The following is an 18861-nucleotide window of genomic DNA, read 5'->3' as shown; positions in this document are numbered from 1 at the left end:
ACCTTTCAGGGGCCAACGAAGAGGATGGTGAAGGGACGAAATACACGTCGCCACAGCCTGCCATCCCGACTCGTCCTGGCGGCACGGCAATCGTCGCGGCTCAGTGCGCCTCGTCCCAGTTCGCGCCGACGCCGATGTCGACCAGCAACGGCACTCGCAGCGCCGCCACCTTGCACATCAGTCGCGGCAACTCGCTGCGCACGCGCGACAGCTCGTCGTCCGGTACTTCGAGGACCAGTTCGTCATGGACCTGCATCAGCAGGCGCGTGTTTGCTGCCTCCGCGTCAAGCCAGCCCTGCACGGCGATCATTGCCGTCTTGATCAGATCGGCGGCCGAGCCCTGCATCGGCGCGTTGATCGCCGCACGCTCGGCACCCTGGCGATTCGCCGCCTGGCTGGAGCGGATTTCCGGAAGCCACAGGCGACGGCCGAAGACGGTTTCGACATGACCCTCGCTCTTGGCCATCTCGCGCGTTCTCGCCATGTAGCTGGCGACGCCGGGGTAACGAGCGAAATAGCGGTCGATGTAGGCTTGCGCCGCACCACGTTCGAGGTCGAGCTGGCGGGCGAGACCGAAGGCGCTCATGCCGTAGATCAGCCCGAAATTGATGACCTTGGCGACGCGCCTCTGGTCGGGACCAACTTCGCCTGGCGGCACGCCGAAGATCTCGGCGGCCGTCGCCCGGTGCACGTCTTCGCCCTGCGCGAAGGCTTCGAGCAGGCGCGGATCCTCCGACAGGTGGGCCATGATCCGCAGTTCGATTTGCGAGTAATCCGCAGAAACGATGGTGCTGCCGGGCGGTGCGACAAAAGCCGCGCGGATGCGCCGCCCTTCGGCGGTTCGCACCGGGATGTTCTGCAGGTTGGGGTCGCTGGACGCCAGCCGACCGGTGACCGCCACCGCCTGCGCGTAGCTGGTGTGCACGCGGCCGGTCCGCGGGTTGACCATTTTCGGCAGCTTGTCGGTGTAGGTCCCCTTCAACTTGGCGAGCTGCCGCGATTCGAGCAGGATTTTGGCCAGCGGATAGTCGAGCGCCAGCTCGGAGAGCACCTCCTCGTCGGTCGATGGCGCTCCCGAGGGAGTCTTCTTCTTGACCGGCATGCCGAGCGTTGCGAACAGGATCTCGGCCAGTTGCTTCGGCGAGTTGACGTTGAACGGCTGGCCGGCCGCGGCGTGCGCCTGCGCCTCCAGTTCGAGCAGGCGCTTGCCGATTTCGTTGCTCTGCTGCGCGAGCAGTCGGGAATCAATCAGCACGCCAGTGCGCTCCATCCGGAACAAAATGTCGCGCACCGGCATTTCGATGGTCTCGTAGACTCGCGCCAGACCGGCGTCGGCGACGATCTGCGGATAGAGCTTGTCGTGCAGCCGCAGGCACAGGTCGGCGTCCTCGGCGGCGTATTCGGCGGCCTGTTCGATCGCCACCTGGGCAAAGCCGATCTGCTTGACGCCCTTGCCGCACAGCGCTTCGTAGGGGATCGTCGCCAGTCCGAGGTGGCGCATCGCCAGGCGGCCGAGATCGTGGCCACGCGCGCCGTCCTTGCCCGACTCGAGAACGTAGGACTGCAGCAAGGTGTCGTGTCTGACGCCAGCCAGCGCGATGCCGTGGTTGGCCAGGACGTGCTGGTCGTACTTGAGGTTCTGGCCGATCTTGGCGTGCCGCGCCGACTCCAGCCACGGCTTCAGGCGCGCCAGGATTTCGTCGCCTGGCAACTGCTCCGGGCCACCGGGGTAGCGATGGGCAAGCGGCAGATACGCGGCGTCGCCCGCCGCAACGGCCAGCGAGATGCCGACGATACGCGCGGCGAAAGGATCAAGGCTGGTGGTTTCGGTGTCGACGGCGGTCAGCGCACTGGCCGCGATTTTCGCCAGCCAGCGGTCGAACGACTCCTCGTCAAGAATCGTTTCGTAAGCCGCGCGGTGCGCGCCGTCGGGAAACCCATCGGGCGTTCCCGGCGAGACCGCGGCCGGTGTTGCCGCGGGACCGCTCGGGGTGCTGGCCTCGCTGGCGACATTCGCCGGTCGCTCGGCCTGCACCTCGCTGAGCCACGAGCGCATTTCGTAATGGGTAAACAGCTCGATCAGACGCTGGCGATCGAGCGGGCGTGGCGCCAGGTCGGCCAGCGCCAGCGGCAGATCGAGGTCGCAGCGGACGGTCACCAGCCGGCGCGCCAGCGGCAGGAAGTCGAGCGCGCGGCGCAGGTTTTGGCCAACCACGCCGCGGATCCCGGCTGCGCCGGCGATGACGCCATCGAGCGAGCCGTACTCGCTCAGCCACTTGACCGCCGTCTTGGCGCCGACCTTGTCAACGCCGGGAACGTTGTCGACGGTGTCGCCGACCAGCGCCAGGTAATCGACGATGCGCGCCGCCGGCACGCCGAACTTGGCGACCACGCCGGCTTCATCGAGCACCTCGTTGCTCATCGTATTGACCAGCTGCACCTGCGGCCCGACCAGTTGCGCCAGATCCTTGTCGCCGGTCGACACCACCACGTCGACGCCTTGTGCCACCGCCTGCTGTGCCAAGGTGCCGATCACGTCGTCGGCCTCGACGCCGACGACGCTCAGCAGTGGCCACCCGAGGGCGGCAATGGCGGTATGCAGCGGCTCGATCTGGCAGCGCATGTCATCGGGCATCGGCAGACGGTTGGCCTTGTATTGCGGGTACCAGTCGTCGCGGAAAGTCTTGCCCTTGGCGTCGAAAACGCAGGCCTTGTACACGACTCCAGACGCCTGGTAGTCGCTGTCGAGGCGGCGCAGCATGTTCAGCACGCCGTGAATCGCGCCGGTCGGCTCACCGCGCGTCGTCCGCAGGTCGGGCATGGCGTGAAAAGCGCGGTAGAGGTAGGACGATCCGTCGACCAGCAGCAGGGTGGACATGGGCGGGCAGCCAGGCAAGAAGGACAGAAGAATGGACCCGAGATCAACACGGATCATCGCCGAACAACGATCACGATCCGTCGTGCACGCCGCCGAGGACGTTCGCCTGCTGGCGCGCCCCGATCGGACTCGCTGGCATTATGGCAGACTTCGTGGCGGCGACCGAGCAGCGGCGAGGGCGGCGGCGCAGCCGGTCGCGCGTGCAGCGGCGCCCGAATCTTGTACTAAAGGCGACTTTGGCCGATGATGCTCAACGTTTGATCAACCATCCGGAACTCTCTCCATGCGCTTCATCCACGCCATCCTGGCCGTCCTCGCTCTCGCCGCCGCATCCGCGCTCGCTCAGAACCGGACCGATCTGCAACCGCTGCCGGCGATCCCGCCACCACCGCCGGAGATGGCGCCGTTCGACGAAAGCCTGGAGCCGGTGGTAACGATCAAGAAACGCGAGGGCGAAACGGTCGAAGAGCACCGGATCAACGGCAAGCTCTACAAGATCGTGGTGACACCCGAACACGGCGTTCCCTACACCCTGATCGACCGGGAAGGCGACGGCAACTTCACGCAGAGCGCGATGGGATCGCCTACCCTCAGCGTGCCGATGTGGGTAATCGGTACTTTCTGAAACGCTGACCGACGCCAGCCGATCGCCTCCCGCCTGCTGCCCGCTCTTCCCAGCCTTTACGGCGTGGCTGGACCGTCATGTCGGTATTCACCCAGCTGACCGTAGAGCAGGCAGCCGCCTGGCTCGAGACCTACGATCTTGGCACCGTGACGCAGCTGACCGGCATCAGCGAAGGGGTGCAGAACTCCAACTTTTTCCTGAGCAGCACCCGTGGCGACTACGTGTTGACCGTTTTCGAACAGGTGGCGCCTGCGCAGGTGCCGCGCTACGTGCAACTGATGGACCATCTGGCGCGGCTCGGCCTGCCTTGTCCGGCGCCGGTCGCCAACCGTCACTGCGAGCAGGTCTCCTGTCTTGGCGGCAAGCCGGCGGTGATCGTCAGCCGACTGGCCGGCCGCTCCCAGGAGTCACCAAACTCGGCGCAATGCGCGGCCATTGGCGAGCTGCTGGCGCGCTTGCATCTGGCTGCCCGGTCGTGGCCGGAGCCGCTGCAGCACCAACGCGATACCGCGTGGTGCAGCCGCGTGGCAGCGGAGATCGCACCCTTCCTGGACGACGACGACGCCCGCCTGCTGCACGGCGAAGTTCGCCATCAGCAGCAGCGTCGCCCCGCTGACCTGCCGCGCGGGGTGATTCACGCCGACCTGTTTCGTGACAACGTGCTGTTTTCGGGCGATCGCGTCAGCGGCGTGCTCGACTTCTATTTTGCCGGCGTCGACGACCTGCTGTTCGACCTGGCGGTGACCGTCAACGACTGGTGCAGCACGCGCGACGGAGCGCTTGACGACAGCCGCTGCGCGGCGCTGCTGAGCGCCTACGACGCCCGCCGTCAGCTGCTGCCAGCCGAGCACGCCGCCTGGCCGACGCTGCTGCGCGCCGCCGCGCTGCGTTTCTGGGTTTCACGCCTGCAGGACCATCATCTGCCGCGGCCCGGCGAGCTGGTTGTGCGGCGCGATCCTGACGCCTACCGGGCGATCCTGCTGGCGCGCATTGCCAGCGATGGCCATGGCTCCTGGCTTACCGCTGCCGGTCGTGGCAGCTAACAGTACCGCCTTGGCACGACTGCGAACAAACATGGAAAATTTTCTGCCGGAAGTCCGCGAGCAATATGAGGCGCTGCCGTATCCGCCGCGCGACCCGGAAGACGAGCGCCGGCGCCTGCTGACCACCTGGCTCGATTCGCTGGCGATGATCAACCACTATTGCTTCGCCGGCGACCGGGATTTTGGCGACGGCTTCCGCGTTCTCGTCGCCGGCGGCGGCACCGGTGACGGGACGATCTACCTCGCCGAACAACTGCGCGCGACCAGCGCCCGGATTGTTCATTGTGATCTCAGCGCCGCGAGCATTGCCATCGCCCGCCGGCGCGCCGAAATCCGTGGCCTGGACAACATCGACTGGCTGCAGGCGTCGCTGCTTGAACTGCCGCAGCTTGGTCTCGGCGAGTTCGACTACATCAACTGCTCGGGTGTGCTGCATCACCTGGACGATCCCGACGCCGGCCTGCGCGCACTGACGCGGGTTCTGGCCGCCGACGGCGCGATCGGAATGATGGTGTACGCCACCTACGGGCGGACCGGCGTGTACCAGATGCAGGAGCTGCTGCGCCAGATCAACAGCCGTACCGAGAGCATCGCCGGTCGCCTCGACAACGCGCGGCAGGTGTTGTCGATGCTGCCGGCGACAAACTGGTTCGCGCGCGGCGAGCAGCTGTTCTTCGACCACCGGCGGGGCGACGCCGGCATTTACGATCTGCTGCTGCATTCGCAAGATCGCTCGTACACCGTCGAGCAGCTCTATTGCTGGCTGCACGACGAGCACGGTTTCCACATTGAATTCTCCGACGTCGGTCGCGGTCGGTCGCCGTACCTGCCGCAACTGATCCTGGCGCCACGGCCAGCGCCCTTCCTGGCGACCGTCGCCCGCATGCCGCTGCGACAGCAGCAGGCGATCGCCGAATTGCTCGGCGGCACGCTGGTCACGCATTCCTTCTTTCTCACCCGCGGCAGCCGGGTCGCCGCTTACCGAGACCCGGCGAGCGTCCCCTTCTTCTGCCACGAACCGATTACCGGACCGGAACTGTCGGCGATCATCCACCGCCACGCCGGCAGCCCCTTTGTCCTGCGACACAGCCACACCGGTGTCAACGCCCAGGTCGATACCGGCCGCTACGGCAAGTTCATCCTCCAGTACATCGACGGCCGACGCAGCTTCGACGAGGTCTTTTCGCTGGTCCGCGGCGAGGAGAAGTTCCGCCAGTCGCCGCCGACCAACGCCGCGCTGTTCGAGGATTTTGCGGCACTTTACGAAATCCTCAACGCGATCGAGCGTATGCTACTGACGCGCCGCCGGACCTGACGCCGGGCGTGGACGCCAGGGCCGTCGAATGGGCCTCCGGACCGGGACAGCCATCAGGCGCGTGCCGCACACGCCTTGCTTCGTCCGCTCCCGGCCGCTAGCATTCGTTAACCTGATCTCATACGAGCATCGACATGCAATCCTTCCCGATCCCCGCGCCACAGTTCAAGGGCAGCAGCCGCCGCGTCGAGGCCGGCAGCGCCCTCAACTGGTTCAGGCAGGGCTGGGCCATCTTCATCGCCAGTCCGGGCATCTGGATGGCGATGATGGTGATCCTGGTCGTCATTTACCTGGGTCTGGCGATCGTCCCGCTGATTGGTCAACTCGCCGCCCACTTGCTGACCCCGGTGCTCGCTGCCGGCATGCTGCTGGCCTGCCAGAAAGTCAGCGCCGGACAGACCCCGGAAATCACCGATCTTTTCGCCGGTTTCCAGCGCAGCACCGGCGCCCTGGTGACGCTCGGCGTGCTTTACATGCTTGGCATGCTGGCGGTATTCCTGATGGTGCTCCTGCTGGTTGGCGGCGGGATGGCCGGCGGCATGATGATCAACGAGCCGGTCGGCGCCGGGATCGCCGTCGGCGCGATGCTCATCGCAGGCATTGTCGCGCTGCTGCTGTCAGTGCCGCTGGTGATGGCCATCTGGTTCGCCCCGGCGCTGGTCGTTTTCAACGGCATGCCGCCGGTCGACGCGCTGAAGGCCAGCTTCAACGCCTGCCTCAAGAACAGCGTGCCATTCCTGGTCTATGGTCTGCTCGCGATGGTCCTGTGCTTCTTCGCTGCGCTGCCCGTCGGACTCGGGTTCCTGGTTCTCGGACCGGTCCTGGCCGGCTCCGTGTACGCGTCCTATCAAGACATTTTCCTGGCCACCTGAGCTCCCTGATCACATGCAAGCACTGACTCTTCCCGCCGCGCACGGCTGGCGCTGGCTGACCGATGGCTTTCGGATTTTTCGCCGGAACCATCTGCTGCTGACCTTTCTGGTGGTCAGCTACTGGATGCTGATGGCCTTGGTGAACGTCATCCCGCTGATCGGAACGATCGCCACCACGCTGTGCATCCCGGCGTTTTCGGTCAGCCTGATGAATGCCTGCCGAAACATCGACCGGGGCGTCGCGCTGGGTCCGCAACTGCTGTTCTCCGGTTTCGAGAACAACCTGCGCTCGCTGCTCACGCTGGGCGCCATCTACCTGGTGGCAATGGTCGGAATTCTGGCCGTCTCGGCGCTGGCCGATGGCGGCGCGCTGATGCAGATGATGCTTGCCGGCGAGAAGCCGGATGAGGAAGCGATGAGCAGCGGCCGGCTGCTGCTGGCGACGCAGGTCGCACTGGTCTTGCTGTGTCCGCTGGTGATGGCCTACTGGTACGCACCCGTTCTCGCCGGATGGCACGATCTGCCGCCAGGCAAAGCGCTGTTCTTCAGCTTCGTCGCCTGTCTCCGGAACTGGCGAGCCTTCCTGGTTTACTCGCTGGCGGTGATGGGCGCCGCGCTGCTGGTGCCGCTGCTGGTGGGAGTTCTCGCGGCGCTGTTCCCGGACAGCGCCGCGCTGCTGACGGTCCTGCTCTCGGTGCTGCTGATCCTGATACTCGCGCCAACGCTGTTTGCCAGCTTCTACGTCAGTTACCGGGACGTTTTCGTGACCACCCGAGCCGATGGCTGAGCAGCCAGGCGGCAAGCCGCTGGGGATCTTCGGCGGCACCTTCGATCCGGTTCATTTCGGGCACTTGCGTCTCGCCGAAGAGGCCGCCGACTGTCTCGACCTGACTGGCGTGCGCTGGATTCCGAGCGGCCAGCCGGCGCTGCGCGACACGCCGCAGGTGACCGCGCGCCAGCGCCTGGCGATGGTCCGGCTGGCGATTGCCGAGAACCCGACCTTCGAAGTCGATGCCTCCGAAGTCGACGCCGCCCGGCCCAGCTACACCGTGCTAACCCTCGAACGTCTGCGCCAGGCCGACCAGTGCGGCCGGCGCCAGCCGCTGGTCTTGCTGCTCGGTGCCGACGCCTTCGCCGCCCTGCCCGGCTGGTACCGCTGGCAGTCGCTGCTCGAACTGGCGCACATTGGCGTCGCCCACCGCCCGGGTTTCCCGATCGACCCCAGCCGGCTGCCGGCCGAGCTGGCCGCCTGCTACGGTGAGCGCTACTGCACCGATCGATCGGCCCTGGCCGAAACGCCCGCCGGTCGCATCGCCAGCTTTGCGATGACCCAGCTGGCGATCTCGGCGACGCAGATTCGGACGCTGCTGGCCAGCGGCTGCAGTCCCCGCTATTTGCTGCCTGACGAAGTAATCGCTTATATTCGAAACCAACATCTTTACCCGGAGCACTGAACCCCCCCATGAAACTGCCGCAGTTGGAAAAGCTCGTCGTCGACGCGCTGGAGGACATCAAGGGCCGCGAAATAGAGGTCATCAACACCACCCGTTTGACCTCGCTGTTCGACTGCATCGTGGTCGCCTGCGGTGACTCCAACCGGCAGGTCAGATCGCTGGCTCGCAACGTCCAGGACAAGGCACGCGAAGCGGGGGTGCACGTACTCTCGTGCGAAGGCGAGGAGACTGGCGACTGGGTTCTGGTCGACCTTGGCGACATCGTGGTGCACGTCATGCAGCCCGCCGTTCGCAGCTACTACCGGCTCGAAGAGCTCTGGGGAGGCAAGGGGCCGGCACGCGTGCGCCGGGCCACCACGGCGGTGCAGACGACAGACGAGGGATGAAGCTCGCCATTCTCGCCGTTGGCCGCAAGCCCCCGGCCTGGGTGGCGCAGGGCTGCGCCGAATACCTCAAGCGGATGCCGCGCGAACTGCCGCTGGCGATTGTCGAGATCAAGCCGGAAACGCGCGGCTCGAAAAGCCGCGAACAACTGCTGGCCGCCGAGAAAGCCCGCCTGCTGGCGGCGCTCAACGGCTACGGGCGGGTGGTCGTCCTCGACGAGCGAGGCGACGATCTGTCGACCCTGCGCCTGGCCGAACGGCTTCAAGGCTGGATGCGCGCCGGCGGGGCGACTGCCTTCGTGATCGGCGGCGCCGATGGTATCGACCAGGACTTGAAGCTGCAGGCCGACGAGGCGATCCGCCTCTCCAGCCTGACCCTGCCGCACGCCCTGGCCAGGCTGATTCTCTGCGAGCAACTCTATCGGGCGACCAGCGTCGTTCGCCAACATCCTTACCATCGGGAGGGCTGATGTCACTCGCCGCACAGCACGCACGGGTACACCTGGCGTCGCGCAGCCCGCGACGGCGCGACCTGCTGACGCAGATCGGCGTCGGCTTCGACACCATTGCCTTCCGCAGCACGGCGCGCGGCGACCCGGAGCTCGACGAGACGCCGCTACCCGGTGAAGAGGCGACCCTCTACGTCGAGCGGATCGCCCGCAACAAGGCCGAGCTGGGCTGCCGTATCGTCTACTGGCGCCGGCTGGTTGCGCAGCCGGTACTGGCCGCCGACACGACCATCGAACTGGCCGGCCAGTTGATCGGCAAGCCAAGCGACGCCCAAGACGCCCGACGCATGCTGCACCGCCTGTCCGGCCGTACCCACCGCGTGCTGACGGCGATGGCGATCGGCTTCGAGGGGCGCGTCGAAATGGCCAGATCGATCAGTGAGGTCCGTTTTCGCCAGCTTGATGACCGCGAAATCGATCGCTACGTCGACAGCGGCGAGCCGATGGACAAAGCAGGCGCCTATGGCATCCAGGGTCGTGCGGCGATGTTCGTCGAGCACCTTGCCGGCAGCTACACCGGGGTGATGGGCCTGCCGCTGTGCGAAACCGCGCAGTTGCTGAAAAGCTTCGGCTACCAGCCGTAGCCGTCGCCAGGCACCCGGAACCCCCGTGCGCATTCTGCTGGTTGAAGACGACGCTTTGCTTGGCGACGGTATCCGTGCCGGTCTGAAGCTGGCGGACTATGCCGTCGACTGGGTCCGTGACGGCGATGCCGCGCGGCTGGCACTGCTCGATCACGACTACCATGCCTGCATTCTCGACCTGGGTCTGCCCAGACGCGATGGCCTGTCGGTGCTCAGGGACCTGCGCCGAAACGGCAAGCAACTCCCGGTACTGATTCTCACCGCCCGCGATACCAGTGCCGACAAGGTCGCCGGCCTGGACGCCGGAGCCGATGACTACCTGACCAAGCCCTTCGATCTTCTCGAGTTGCAGGCGCGGCTGCGCGCCCTGCTGCGCCGTGCCGGCGGCGCTGCGGCGCCGACCCTGGCGCATGCCGGCGTGGTGCTCGACCCGGCCAGCAAGCAGGTGAGCAGGAATGGTCAGCCGGTCAGCCTGTCGGCCCGCGAATACACGCTGCTGCACGACCTGCTCCGGCACAAGGCCCACATCCGCAGCCGCAGCCAGCTCGAGGAAAGCCTGTACTCGTGGGGCGAAGAGACCGGCAGCAACACTGTCGAGGTCTACATCCACAATCTGCGCCGGAAACTCGGTGCCGACTTCATTCACACCGTTCGCGGCCTCGGCTACCGACTCGGAGACCCCACCTGATGGGCACGCGGCTGCCCGCCATGCGCCTGCAATCGCTGCGCTGGCGCCTGCTGCGAACGGTCTGCCTGGCCGCCTTGCTGGGCCTGGCGGTGAGCGCCATGCTGAGTTACCGGCAAGCGCAGCACGAGGCAGAGGAATTGATGGACGGCAACCTCGCGCAGTCGGGCAGGATCCTGCTGGCGCTGGCTACCGACGACCCGCAGCAGCTCGACGACCTGGGGGCGCGCCTGGCAACGCTCGCCAGTGCCGGAGCAAGTCGCTACGAGCCGCTCCTGGAATACCAGATCGGGCGTAACGACGGGTCGCTCTTGCTGCGCTCGGAACACGCGCCCGAGAGCCCCCTGTCGGTCGCACCAGGCTACTCGGTCATCGAGCACGACGGCGATCCGTGGCGGCTGCTGACTCTCGCGTCGACCGCCGGCGATTTCCGGGTGCAGGTCGGGCAGTCGATCAAGCTGCGCGACCGCGCCGCCCTGGAAGTTGCCCGGCAGGCGGTCTTGCCGATTGCCCTGATGTCGCCCCTGTTGCTGCTGCCGCTGATCTACTTCTCGGTTCGCCGCGGGCTCAAGCCGCTCGATGACCTGGCGGCCGACGTCGCCCGGCGCTCGGCGGAAAACCTCGAGCCGCTGGCGATGCGTCTGGCGCCGCTGGAAACCCAGCCGCTGCTGACCGCACTCAATCGCCTCCTGATCAGGCTGCGTGAGACCCTGGACAAGGAACGCCGGTTCACCGCCGATGCCGCGCACGAGCTGCGCACGCCGCTGGCGGTGATCAAGGTCCAGGCGCAGGTGGCACAGCTGAGCATCGACGCCGGCGACCGCCAGCACGCCCTGGCGCAGGTTCTGGCCGGCACCGACCGCGCTACACGGGTGCTTGAACAGTTGCTGCGCCTGGCGCGCCTCGACCCCCTGGCCGGATTGCCCGACGCCGGCGACATCGACCTTGCCGAACTGGCGCGACAGGTCTTCGCCGAACTCTGGCCGACCACCGCGACGCAGGCCATTCAACTGCACAGCGACGATTCGCCGCTGCTGGTCCGGGGCGACGCCGAACTGCTCCAGGTCGTCATGCGCAATCTGCTCGACAACGCCATGCGCTATACGCCAGCAGGCAGCACGATTACCGTCTTCGCCCGGTTGCGGCATGGCGAACGGTCGATCGGCGTTACAGACGACGGCCGTGGCGTTCCACCCGACGACTTGCCGCGGTTGGTCGAACGTTTCTATCGCGGCCGCGAAGCGATCGCCGAAGGAAGTGGCCTCGGGCTGGCGATCAGCCAGCGGATTGCCGAGCTGCACGATGCTCGGCTGGAGTTCGAGAACCTGCCCGGTGGCGGTTTCGAGGCGCGCCTGCGCTGGCCCCGATCATCGCCGGTCAGCTGAGGGACTGGCGCTGATCACGACACGACGGATGCCGGCACTCCCCGCCGCTTACCAGTATTGGCCAACCAGCAGCGCCGCCAGCAGCGCGGCGATAATCGCCAGCCAGCGCCCCTGCTGACGTTGCGCGCGAGCCAGGTCGGCCAGTAGCGGCGCCAGATCCGACGGCTTCGGCTGCGCCAGTGCCTGGTGCACCAGCCGTGGCAACTGTGGCAGCATGCGCGCCCAGTTGGGAGCCTCCTGCTGCACACCGCGATGGAAAGCGCGCCGGCCGACCTGTTCGTTCATCCAGCGCTCAAGGAAAGGCTTGGCGGTCTTCCACAGATCGAGATTGGGATCGAGCTGCCTCCCCAGCCCTTCGATGTTGAGCAGTGTCTTCTGCAGCATCACCAGTTGCGGCTGGATCTCGACATTGAAACGGCGCGAGGTCTGGAACAGCCGCAGCAGCACGCGGCCGAACGAGATTTCGTGCAGCGGGCGGTCGAAGATCGGCTCGCAGACGGCACGGACGGCGGCCTCGAACTCGTCGGCACGGGTGTCGGGCGGCGCCCAGCCGGCCTCGATGTGGGCGGTCGCGACACGCTTGTAGTCGCGCTGGAAAAAGGCGAGAAAGTTCTGCGCCAGGTAGTTCTTGTCGGTATCGGTCAGCGTCCCGACGATGCCGAAATCGAGCGCGATATAGCTGCCGTGGTGGCCGGGGTCGGTGGCGATGAAGATGTTGCCGGGATGCATGTCGGCGTGAAAAAAACCGTCGCGGAAGACCTGCGTGAAGAAGATCTCGACGCCCGCGCGCGACAGCGCCGGCAGGTCGACGCCGGCGACGATCAACGCCCCGGTCTGACTGATCGGGATGCCGCGCATGCGCTCCATGACCATCACCGTCGTCGTGCATTGATCCCAGTACACCTCGGGAACCTGCAGCAAGCGCGAACCGTGGAAGTTGCGCCGCAGCTGCGAACAGTTGGCCGCTTCGCGCATCAGGTCGAGTTCGTCGTAGAGGTACTTGGCGAACTCGGCGACGACTTCGCGCGGCTTCAGCCGCTTGCCATCAGACCACACCGCTTCAAGGAGGCCGGCCAGGGTGTCGAGCAAGGCCAGATCGTTGGCGATGACGCCGTGCATTTCCGGCCGCAGCACCTTGACCGCGACTTCGTGGCCGCCGTCCTCCGGGCGCAGGCGGGCAAAATGGACCTGCGCAATCGAGGCACTGGCCACCGGCGTCGAATCGAACTCGGCGAATACCTCGCCGGCCGGCCGGCCGTAGGCTTTCTCGATCTGCGCCAGCGCCAGTGTCGATGAGAACGGCGGCACGCGGTCCTGGAGCTTGGCCAGTTCGTCGGCGATGTCCGGGCGCAGCAGGTCGCGACGGGTCGACAGAACCTGGCCAAACTTGACAAAGATCGGCCCCAGCGCCTCGAGCGCCAGACGCAGGCGAACAGCCGACGGCGAATCGAAGCGCCGCCAGAAGTGCAGGGCTCGCGATAGTGCCGCCAGGCGACCGCTCGGCTCGTGCTCGAGGATCATCTCGTCGAGGCCGTAGCGGCTCGCAATGCGAAGGATTTTGACGAGACGGAAGAGTCGCACGGCGGACGGAAGGATGGAGGGCGGCAAAGCAGCCAGTTTACACAGAAAGCGCGCAGAAACGAGCTTCGTCGCGGAGCCGATCATTCGCCGACGGTGCCCCGGCATCGTATAATCAGGGGCTCGACAGCCTCCACCCCGACGCAGCCAGATGAGTCACGACCTGAAAACCCACCTTGCCGATCTGATGCGCGCCGCGTTGCGCAGCGTGGCGCCGGCCGAGGCCGATTGCGAAATCCACATCGAAAGGCCCAAGCAGGCCATGCACGGTGACTTTTCGTGCAACCTGGCCATGCAACTGGCACGCTCGCTGAAGCGCAATCCACGCCAACTGGCGCAACTGCTGCTGGCCGAGTTGCCGATCTCGCCGATGGTCAGCCGCGCCGAAATAGCCGGCGCCGGTTTCATCAACTTCCACGTGCCGGCGGCTGCCAAACTCGAAGTGATCCGCGCTGTCCTCGACGAGACCCGGTCGTTCGGCAGGTCGACGACCGGCGGCAGGCGAAAAGTGTTGGTCGAGTTCGTTTCTGCCAACCCGACCGGACCCCTGCACGTCGGCCATGGCCGTGGTGCAGCCTATGGCGACAGCCTCTGCAAGCTGCTCGCCTTCGCTGGCTGGGACGTCACCAGCGAATACTACGTCAACGACGCCGGCCGCCAGATGGATATCCTGGCCTTGTCGACCTGGTTGCGCTATCTGCAGCTTGCCGGCAGCGACGACGTGCCTTTCCCGAGCAACGCCTATCAGGGCGGCTATGTGCGCGAGATGGCCGGGCAGCTCCAGGCCGCGCATGGCGACCGCTACCGGCGTCCGGCGGCCCGGGTCATGAACGGCGTCCCCGAACTGCCCGCCACCGAACGCACCGACGCGGAAGCCACGCAGCAGCGCGAAGCGCACCTCGACACACTGATCGCCAACGCCAGGCAGCTGCTCGGTGGCGACTGGGAATACGTGCATGACCACGTCCTGACCGAGCAACTCGCCGACTGTCGCAGCGACCTCGAAGACTCCGGCGTGCATTTCGACGTCTGGTTTTCCGAGCGCTCGCTGTTCGCCACCGGGCTGGTCGAACGCTGCGTCGCGCAACTGGAAAACGGCGGTCATCTTTATCTTCAGGATGGTGCCCGCTGGTTCCGGTCGACCGCTTTCGGCGACGAGAAGGACCGCGTGCTGCAGCGTGAGAACGGTCAATACACGTACTTCGCTGCGGATATCGCCTACCACCTCAACAAATACGAGCGCGGCTTCCAGCGGATCGTCAACGTCTGGGGCGCTGATCACCACGGCTACATCCCGCGCGTCAAGGGCGCGGTCAGCGCGCTCGGACTCGATGCCGGCCAGCTTGACGTGGCACTGGTGCAGTTCGCAGTACTCTATCGCGCCGGCAGGAAGGCGCAGATGTCGACCCGGTCGGGTGAGTTTGTGACCCTGCGCACGCTGCGCGCCGAAGTCGGCAACGACGCCTGCCGCTTCTTCTACGTCCTGCGCAAGGCCGACCAGCATCTCGATTTCGACCTCGATCTGGCCAAGAGCCAATCGAACGACAACCCGGTCTACTACATCCAGTACGCGCACGCCCGGGTCTGCTCGGTACTGACGCTATGGGCAGGCGAGCCGGAAACACTCGCGGCCGCCGACCTTTCCCGGCTCGATAGCGCGCACGAGCTGACTCTGGCAGCCCGGCTGGGCGAATTTCCGGAGGTCGTCGAGGCAGCCGCCAACGAATTGGCGCCGCACCTGATCGCTTTCTATCTCAGGGACCTGGCCGCCGAGTTTCACAGCTGCTACAACGCCGAACGGATGCTGGTGGACGACGCCGCGCTCAGGGACGCGCGCGTGGCGCTGGCCGCCGCGGTCCGGCAGGTGATTCGCAACGCGATGGCGATCCTCGGCGTCAGTTGCCCGGAAACGATGTAATCAGAGAACAAAGGATGTCCATGAGTCGTGACATGAAACCCCCCCGCAAGACGCCGCCGCGAAAGAAGTCGGGTGGCGGCACGCTGCTCGGCCTGTTCATTGGCCTGGTGGTCGGTGTGGTCGTCGTCGCCGCTGTGGTCTGGTACGTAAACAAGGTCCCGCTGCCGTTCACCACCACCGGACAGCAGCCGAAACTGCCGCCACCGGTCTCCGACGCACCGCCGCAGCACGCCGCGGCAGCTCCGGCAAACCCGGCGATGCCGGAGCTGGCGCCGGCACCGGTGCCGCTGCCCGGCAAACCCGGTGACTCGACGGCGCCGGAGAAGCCGCGCTTCGACTTCTACAAGATCCTGCCGGGCAAGGCCGAGGCCATTCCCGACCCCACCCAGGGCGAACATCGGCCCGCCGATGGCCAGGCGACTGCCGGCCAGCCCGAGGATGGCAAAGGCACTGAAACCAGGCCCCCCGCGGTCAAGCCCACCGAGGTCAAACCAGCCGAGGTCAAACCCGCCGAGGTCAAGTCGGCGGACGGCGGCAAGGCGGATCGGGAACCGGCGCTCAAACAGCCGATCTACCTGCAGGCGGGCTCCTTCCAGAATGTCGCCGAAGCTGACAACCAGAAGGCACGGCTGGCGATGATCGGCGCGGAAGCCCGGATTCAGCAGGTGATGCTTCAGGACAAGGTGTGGTACCGCGTTCGTCTCGGGCCCTACCAGCGGATGGACGACGTGAACGCCCTGCGCGCCGAACTGGCCCGGCAGGGAATAGAAGCGAAAGTGGTCAAGAAGGACTAGCAACGCTCAGACAACCAAGGAGAAAAAGCAATGCAAGGACGCAGCAGTGGATGGTTGGCGGCACTCACCCTGGCCATCCTGACGATGGCTCTGCCGGCCCGGGCCGAACTGGCGGTCGGTCGCGACTACGTGGCGATCGTACCGGCGCAGGTCACCGACAATCCAGCCAGGCTGGAAGTAATCGAGTTCTTCTCGTACGGTTGCCCGCATTGCAGCGACTTTCACCCAACGGTCAGCAAGTGGGCGGCAAGCTTGCCGAGCGACGTGGTTTTCAAGCGCGTGCCGATCTCGTTCGGACGCCCGCAGTGGGCCAGTCTGTCCAGGCTGTACTACGCGCTCGAGGCTACCGGCGAGTTGAGCAAACTCGATGGCGCCGTATTCCGTGCCCTGCACCAGGACGGCAAGAAGCTGTACGACGACAAGAGCATCATCGCCTGGGTCAGCGCGCAAGGCGTCGATAGCAAGAAGTTCAGCGATGCCTACAACTCATTCGGAGTGATCAGTCAGGCCAAGCGTGCCGACCAGATGGCGCAGGCGTACAAGATCCAGGGCGTTCCGGCGCTGGCGGTTGACGGCAAGTATCTGGTGACCGGCAAGGAGGTCAAGGGCTACCCTGACCTGGTAGCGCTGGCCGACCAGGTGATCGACAAGGCACGCGGCGACCGCGCCAAGAAGTGAGCCAGCGCGCGCAGCGTTCGCATCACCATCGCTCTGCGCGACCAACCGCCGTTGACAGCCGGTACGACGCCAGCCGCGGCGCACCGGGAGCCTGAGTGCAGCCAGTCCGCAAGCTGTTTATCACGGGCGCCTCGTCGGGCATCGGGCAGGCGCTGGCCGGGCATTATGCCGCCCAGGGGGCGCTGCTCGGACTGGCGGCGCGTCGGGCAGAACCCCTGCACCAGCTGGCCGCGCGCTGGCCAGGACAGATCAGCTGCTACCCGCTCGACGTGACCGATGCAGCAGCCCTGCGTGCCGCGGGAGAGGATTTCATGGGCCGTTTCGGCGTCCCTGAAATCGTTATCGCCAACGCCGGCGTCTCGATCGGCACGCTGACCGAGCACGCCGAAGACCTCGCCGCCATCCGGCAGGTGATGGACACCAATTTTTTCGGCATGGCGGCGACCTTCTCGCCGTTCATCGGCGGCATGCGCCGCGCCGGTGGTGGCCGCCTGGTCGGCATCGCCTCGGTCGCCGGCATCCGCGGCTTGCCCGGTTCGGAGGCGTACAGCGCCTCGAAAGCTGCGGTGATCAGCTATCTCGAAAGTCTGCGCGTCGAATTGCGCGCTTCGGGCGTCAAGGTGGTCACCGTTTGTCCTGGCTACATCGCAACGCCGATGACCGCCGGCAATCCTTTCCCGATGCCGTTCCTGATGCCCGCCGACAGCGCCGCGGCGCGCTTCGCGCAAGCGATCGAACGCGGCCGCAGCTACGTCGTCGTTCCCTGGCAAATGGCTGTTGTCGCGAAGATACTGCGGCTGCTGCCGAACGCTCTCTATGATCGGCTGCTGGCCAGCGCGCCACATAAGCCACGGCGAGCTTCACACAGCTAGTTCTCTTCGGCGTTCCTCTTGTCCGGCGGGCCAGGCCGCAGTATGCTGCGCGGCTAGGCCGGGCCTCAGACAGCGAACCAGGAGAAGCCGTGATGCAGCTTGCGCAGGCCGTTATCCGCAACCCCTCGACGATCGCCGCCGAGTTGGCGCGGCTGCAGGACGCCCGGGCCAATCTGGTGCTGGCCTTCGGTACCGGCCAGCACCTGCGCGCGCTTGCCGCGCACTTGCCGGTGGCGTTTCCCGAAGCACGACGCGCGGGCTGCTCGACGGCCGGCGAGGTCTCCGCCGCCGGGGTCACCGAAGATAGCTGCGTGGTGACCGCGATCCGCTTCGAGCACACCCGCCTGCTCCAGGCCTCGACCACCTTAACCAGCATGGATGACTCACAGGCCGCTGGCCGCCGGCTGGCCACGCAGTTGTCGCCGGAAGGCCTGCGGGCAATCCTGGTTTTTGGCCAGGGCGTACGGATCAACGGTAGCGCGCTGCTGGTCGGGGTCGGCGAGGTCCTGGGTAGCCAGGTGCCGATTAGCGGTGGCCTGGCGGGCGACGGCGACACCTTCCAGGAAACCTGGGTCCTTGACGACCATGGCGCCAGGAACGACAGCATCGTCGCCCTTGGCCTTTACGGCGAACGGCTGATCTTTCGTCATGCTTCATTCGGCGGCTGGTCACCTTTCGGCCCCGCACGCAAGGTGACGCGCTGCGCAGACAACGTGCTCCATGAACTTGACGGCGAGCCAGCACTGGAAGTCTACAAACACTACCTTGGCGAGTACGCCAAGGGACTGCCGGCCTCGGGCCTGCTCTTCCCGTTTGCGATGCTTGGCAGCGACCACCGCGAGACCGGCCTGATCCGCAGCATCCTTGGCGTCGACGAGCGCGAGGGCAGCCTGACACTGGCCGGCGAGATCGACCCCGATGGCTACCTGAAGCTGATGCACGCCAGTACCGATGCCCTCGTCGGTGGCGCCGAAGCGGCCGCCGACGCCGTGCAGCAGACACTGCGTTCGGACAGGAACGGCCTGGCACTGCTGGTCAGCTGTGTCGGTCGCAAACTGGTGATGGGCGGACGCGTCGAAGAAGAGATCGAAGCCGTCGGCGCTGTTTTCGGCCGGCAAGCGCTGCTCGCCGGTTTCTATTCCTACGGCGAGATCGGCCCCCATACCCCGGCAGGCTCGTGCCGGCTGCACAACCAGACGATGACCGTGACCTGGATCGGCGAAAGCTGACGGGCCGCATTTGCCGCGCTTCTGCGGCGCCCTTGCCCTGCTCCGGGCAGGCTCTTGCA

At 66.2% G+C, this 18861-nt stretch carries 18 protein-coding genes; 16 read left to right on the top strand and 2 right to left on the bottom strand.

Going from position 1 to position 18861, the window contains the following annotated elements; translation table 11 throughout:
* Positions 1-100: 100 nt before the first annotated feature.
* Positions 101-2878: a DNA polymerase I gene (gene polA, locus Q1L50_RS00530; RefSeq protein ID WP_300335134.1), complete on the bottom strand. Its 2778-nt coding sequence runs from the start codon at positions 2876-2878 to the stop codon at positions 101-103.
* Positions 2879-3161: 283 nt separating this feature from the next.
* On the opposite strand from polA, the gene Q1L50_RS00525 reads away from it, so the two are divergent.
* From Q1L50_RS00525 to Q1L50_RS00475, 11 genes are all read left to right on the top strand, one after another.
* Positions 3162-3503 (top strand): DUF2782 domain-containing protein, encoded by a 342-nt coding sequence (locus Q1L50_RS00525; protein WP_300335133.1) that lies wholly within the window; start codon positions 3162-3164, stop codon positions 3501-3503.
* Between the two features lie 77 nt (positions 3504-3580).
* Positions 3581-4546 carry a homoserine kinase gene (locus Q1L50_RS00520; RefSeq protein ID WP_300335131.1) on the top strand — a complete coding sequence of 322 codons (966 nt, stop codon included), beginning with the start codon at positions 3581-3583 and terminating at the stop codon, positions 4544-4546.
* Positions 4547-4577: 31 nt separating this feature from the next.
* Positions 4578-5861: a class I SAM-dependent methyltransferase gene (locus tag Q1L50_RS00515; protein WP_300335130.1), complete on the top strand. Its 1284-nt coding sequence runs from the start codon at positions 4578-4580 to the stop codon at positions 5859-5861.
* 134 nt (positions 5862-5995) lie between these two features.
* Positions 5996-6733 (top strand): BPSS1780 family membrane protein, encoded by a 738-nt coding sequence (locus tag Q1L50_RS00510; RefSeq protein WP_300335129.1) that lies wholly within the window; start codon positions 5996-5998, stop codon positions 6731-6733.
* A 13-nt stretch (positions 6734-6746) separates the two neighbouring features.
* Positions 6747-7520 carry a BPSS1780 family membrane protein gene (locus Q1L50_RS00505; protein ID WP_300335128.1) on the top strand — a complete coding sequence of 258 codons (774 nt, stop codon included), beginning with the start codon at positions 6747-6749 and terminating at the stop codon, positions 7518-7520.
* Complete coding sequence (gene nadD, locus Q1L50_RS00500) at positions 7513-8187, top strand: nicotinate-nucleotide adenylyltransferase (protein WP_300335126.1); 675 nt, start codon at positions 7513-7515, stop codon at positions 8185-8187. Before Q1L50_RS00505 ends, nadD begins: the two co-directional genes overlap by 8 nt.
* A gap of 8 nt (positions 8188-8195) precedes the next feature.
* Positions 8196-8573, top strand: a complete 378-nt coding sequence (rsfS, locus tag Q1L50_RS00495) for a ribosome silencing factor (protein WP_300335125.1) — start codon at positions 8196-8198, stop codon at positions 8571-8573.
* On the top strand, positions 8570-9040 hold the full coding sequence (rlmH, locus tag Q1L50_RS00490) for a 23S rRNA (pseudouridine(1915)-N(3))-methyltransferase RlmH (protein WP_300335124.1): 471 nt from the start codon (positions 8570-8572) through the stop codon (positions 9038-9040). Before rsfS ends, rlmH begins: the two co-directional genes overlap by 4 nt.
* On the top strand, positions 9040-9663 hold the full coding sequence (locus Q1L50_RS00485; protein ID WP_300335122.1) for a Maf family protein: 624 nt from the start codon (positions 9040-9042) through the stop codon (positions 9661-9663). The genes rlmH and Q1L50_RS00485 overlap by 1 nt, the downstream gene beginning before the upstream one ends.
* Before the next feature lie 25 nt (positions 9664-9688).
* Complete coding sequence (locus Q1L50_RS00480; protein ID WP_300335121.1) at positions 9689-10351, top strand: response regulator transcription factor; 663 nt, start codon at positions 9689-9691, stop codon at positions 10349-10351.
* Complete coding sequence (locus Q1L50_RS00475; protein ID WP_300335120.1) at positions 10351-11733, top strand: ATP-binding protein; 1383 nt, start codon at positions 10351-10353, stop codon at positions 11731-11733. Before Q1L50_RS00480 ends, Q1L50_RS00475 begins: the two co-directional genes overlap by 1 nt.
* Before the next feature lie 48 nt (positions 11734-11781).
* On the opposite strand, the gene ubiB is transcribed toward Q1L50_RS00475, so the two are convergent.
* Positions 11782-13314, bottom strand: coding sequence for a ubiquinone biosynthesis regulatory protein kinase UbiB (ubiB, locus tag Q1L50_RS00470; protein WP_300335119.1), 1533 nt, complete (start codon positions 13312-13314; stop codon positions 11782-11784).
* A gap of 148 nt (positions 13315-13462) precedes the next feature.
* On the opposite strand from ubiB, the gene argS reads away from it, so the two are divergent.
* From argS to Q1L50_RS00445, 5 genes are all read left to right on the top strand, one after another.
* Positions 13463-15229, top strand: a complete 1767-nt coding sequence (argS, locus tag Q1L50_RS00465) for an arginine--tRNA ligase (protein ID WP_300335117.1) — start codon at positions 13463-13465, stop codon at positions 15227-15229.
* Positions 15230-15261: 32 nt separating this feature from the next.
* Entirely contained in the window at positions 15262-16023 is a 762-nt protein-coding gene (locus tag Q1L50_RS00460) for an SPOR domain-containing protein (RefSeq protein WP_300335116.1), read from the top strand.
* 30 nt (positions 16024-16053) lie between these two features.
* Positions 16054-16701 carry a thiol:disulfide interchange protein DsbA/DsbL gene (locus Q1L50_RS00455; RefSeq protein ID WP_300335114.1) on the top strand — a complete coding sequence of 216 codons (648 nt, stop codon included), beginning with the start codon at positions 16054-16056 and terminating at the stop codon, positions 16699-16701.
* 95 nt (positions 16702-16796) lie between these two features.
* On the top strand, positions 16797-17573 hold the full coding sequence (locus Q1L50_RS00450) for an SDR family oxidoreductase (protein ID WP_300335112.1): 777 nt from the start codon (positions 16797-16799) through the stop codon (positions 17571-17573).
* Positions 17574-17665: 92 nt separating this feature from the next.
* Positions 17666-18802 (top strand): FIST N-terminal domain-containing protein, encoded by a 1137-nt coding sequence (locus tag Q1L50_RS00445; RefSeq protein WP_300335111.1) that lies wholly within the window; start codon positions 17666-17668, stop codon positions 18800-18802.
* Positions 18803-18861 lie beyond the last annotated feature (59 nt).

This window comes from Accumulibacter sp. (assembly GCF_029255145.1).
In the GTDB taxonomy this organism is placed as follows: Bacteria; Pseudomonadota; Gammaproteobacteria; order Burkholderiales; family Rhodocyclaceae; genus Accumulibacter.
Note: the sequence above shows the minus strand (reverse complement) of the source record. Positions and strands in the feature narration are given on the sequence as shown.

Bases quoted from the DNA above. Each gene is read 5' to 3' on its own strand.
- Q1L50_RS00460 (WP_300335116.1), top strand. From the start codon at position 15,262: ATGAAACCCCCCCGCAAGACGCCGCCGCGAAAGAAGTCGGGTGGCGGC.
- Q1L50_RS00455 (WP_300335114.1), top strand. From the start codon at position 16,054: ATGCAAGGACGCAGCAGTGGATGGTTGGCGGCACTCACCCTGGCCATC.
- argS (WP_300335117.1), top strand. From the start codon at position 13,463: ATGAGTCACGACCTGAAAACCCACCTTGCCGATCTGATGCGCGCCGCG.
- polA (WP_300335134.1), bottom strand. From the start codon at position 2,878: ATGTCCACCCTGCTGCTGGTCGACGGATCGTCCTACCTCTACCGCGCT.
- Q1L50_RS00445 (WP_300335111.1), top strand. From the start codon at position 17,666: ATGCAGCTTGCGCAGGCCGTTATCCGCAACCCCTCGACGATCGCCGCC.
- nadD (WP_300335126.1), top strand. From the start codon at position 7,513: ATGGCTGAGCAGCCAGGCGGCAAGCCGCTGGGGATCTTCGGCGGCACC.
- Q1L50_RS00515 (WP_300335130.1), top strand. From the start codon at position 4,578: ATGGAAAATTTTCTGCCGGAAGTCCGCGAGCAATATGAGGCGCTGCCG.
- Q1L50_RS00520 (WP_300335131.1), top strand. From the start codon at position 3,581: ATGTCGGTATTCACCCAGCTGACCGTAGAGCAGGCAGCCGCCTGGCTC.
- Q1L50_RS00510 (WP_300335129.1), top strand. From the start codon at position 5,996: ATGCAATCCTTCCCGATCCCCGCGCCACAGTTCAAGGGCAGCAGCCGC.
- Q1L50_RS00505 (WP_300335128.1), top strand. From the start codon at position 6,747: ATGCAAGCACTGACTCTTCCCGCCGCGCACGGCTGGCGCTGGCTGACC.
- Q1L50_RS00485 (WP_300335122.1), top strand. From the start codon at position 9,040: ATGTCACTCGCCGCACAGCACGCACGGGTACACCTGGCGTCGCGCAGC.
- rsfS (WP_300335125.1), top strand. From the start codon at position 8,196: ATGAAACTGCCGCAGTTGGAAAAGCTCGTCGTCGACGCGCTGGAGGAC.
- Q1L50_RS00475 (WP_300335120.1), top strand. From the start codon at position 10,351: ATGGGCACGCGGCTGCCCGCCATGCGCCTGCAATCGCTGCGCTGGCGC.
- Q1L50_RS00525 (WP_300335133.1), top strand. From the start codon at position 3,162: ATGCGCTTCATCCACGCCATCCTGGCCGTCCTCGCTCTCGCCGCCGCA.
- rlmH (WP_300335124.1), top strand. From the start codon at position 8,570: ATGAAGCTCGCCATTCTCGCCGTTGGCCGCAAGCCCCCGGCCTGGGTG.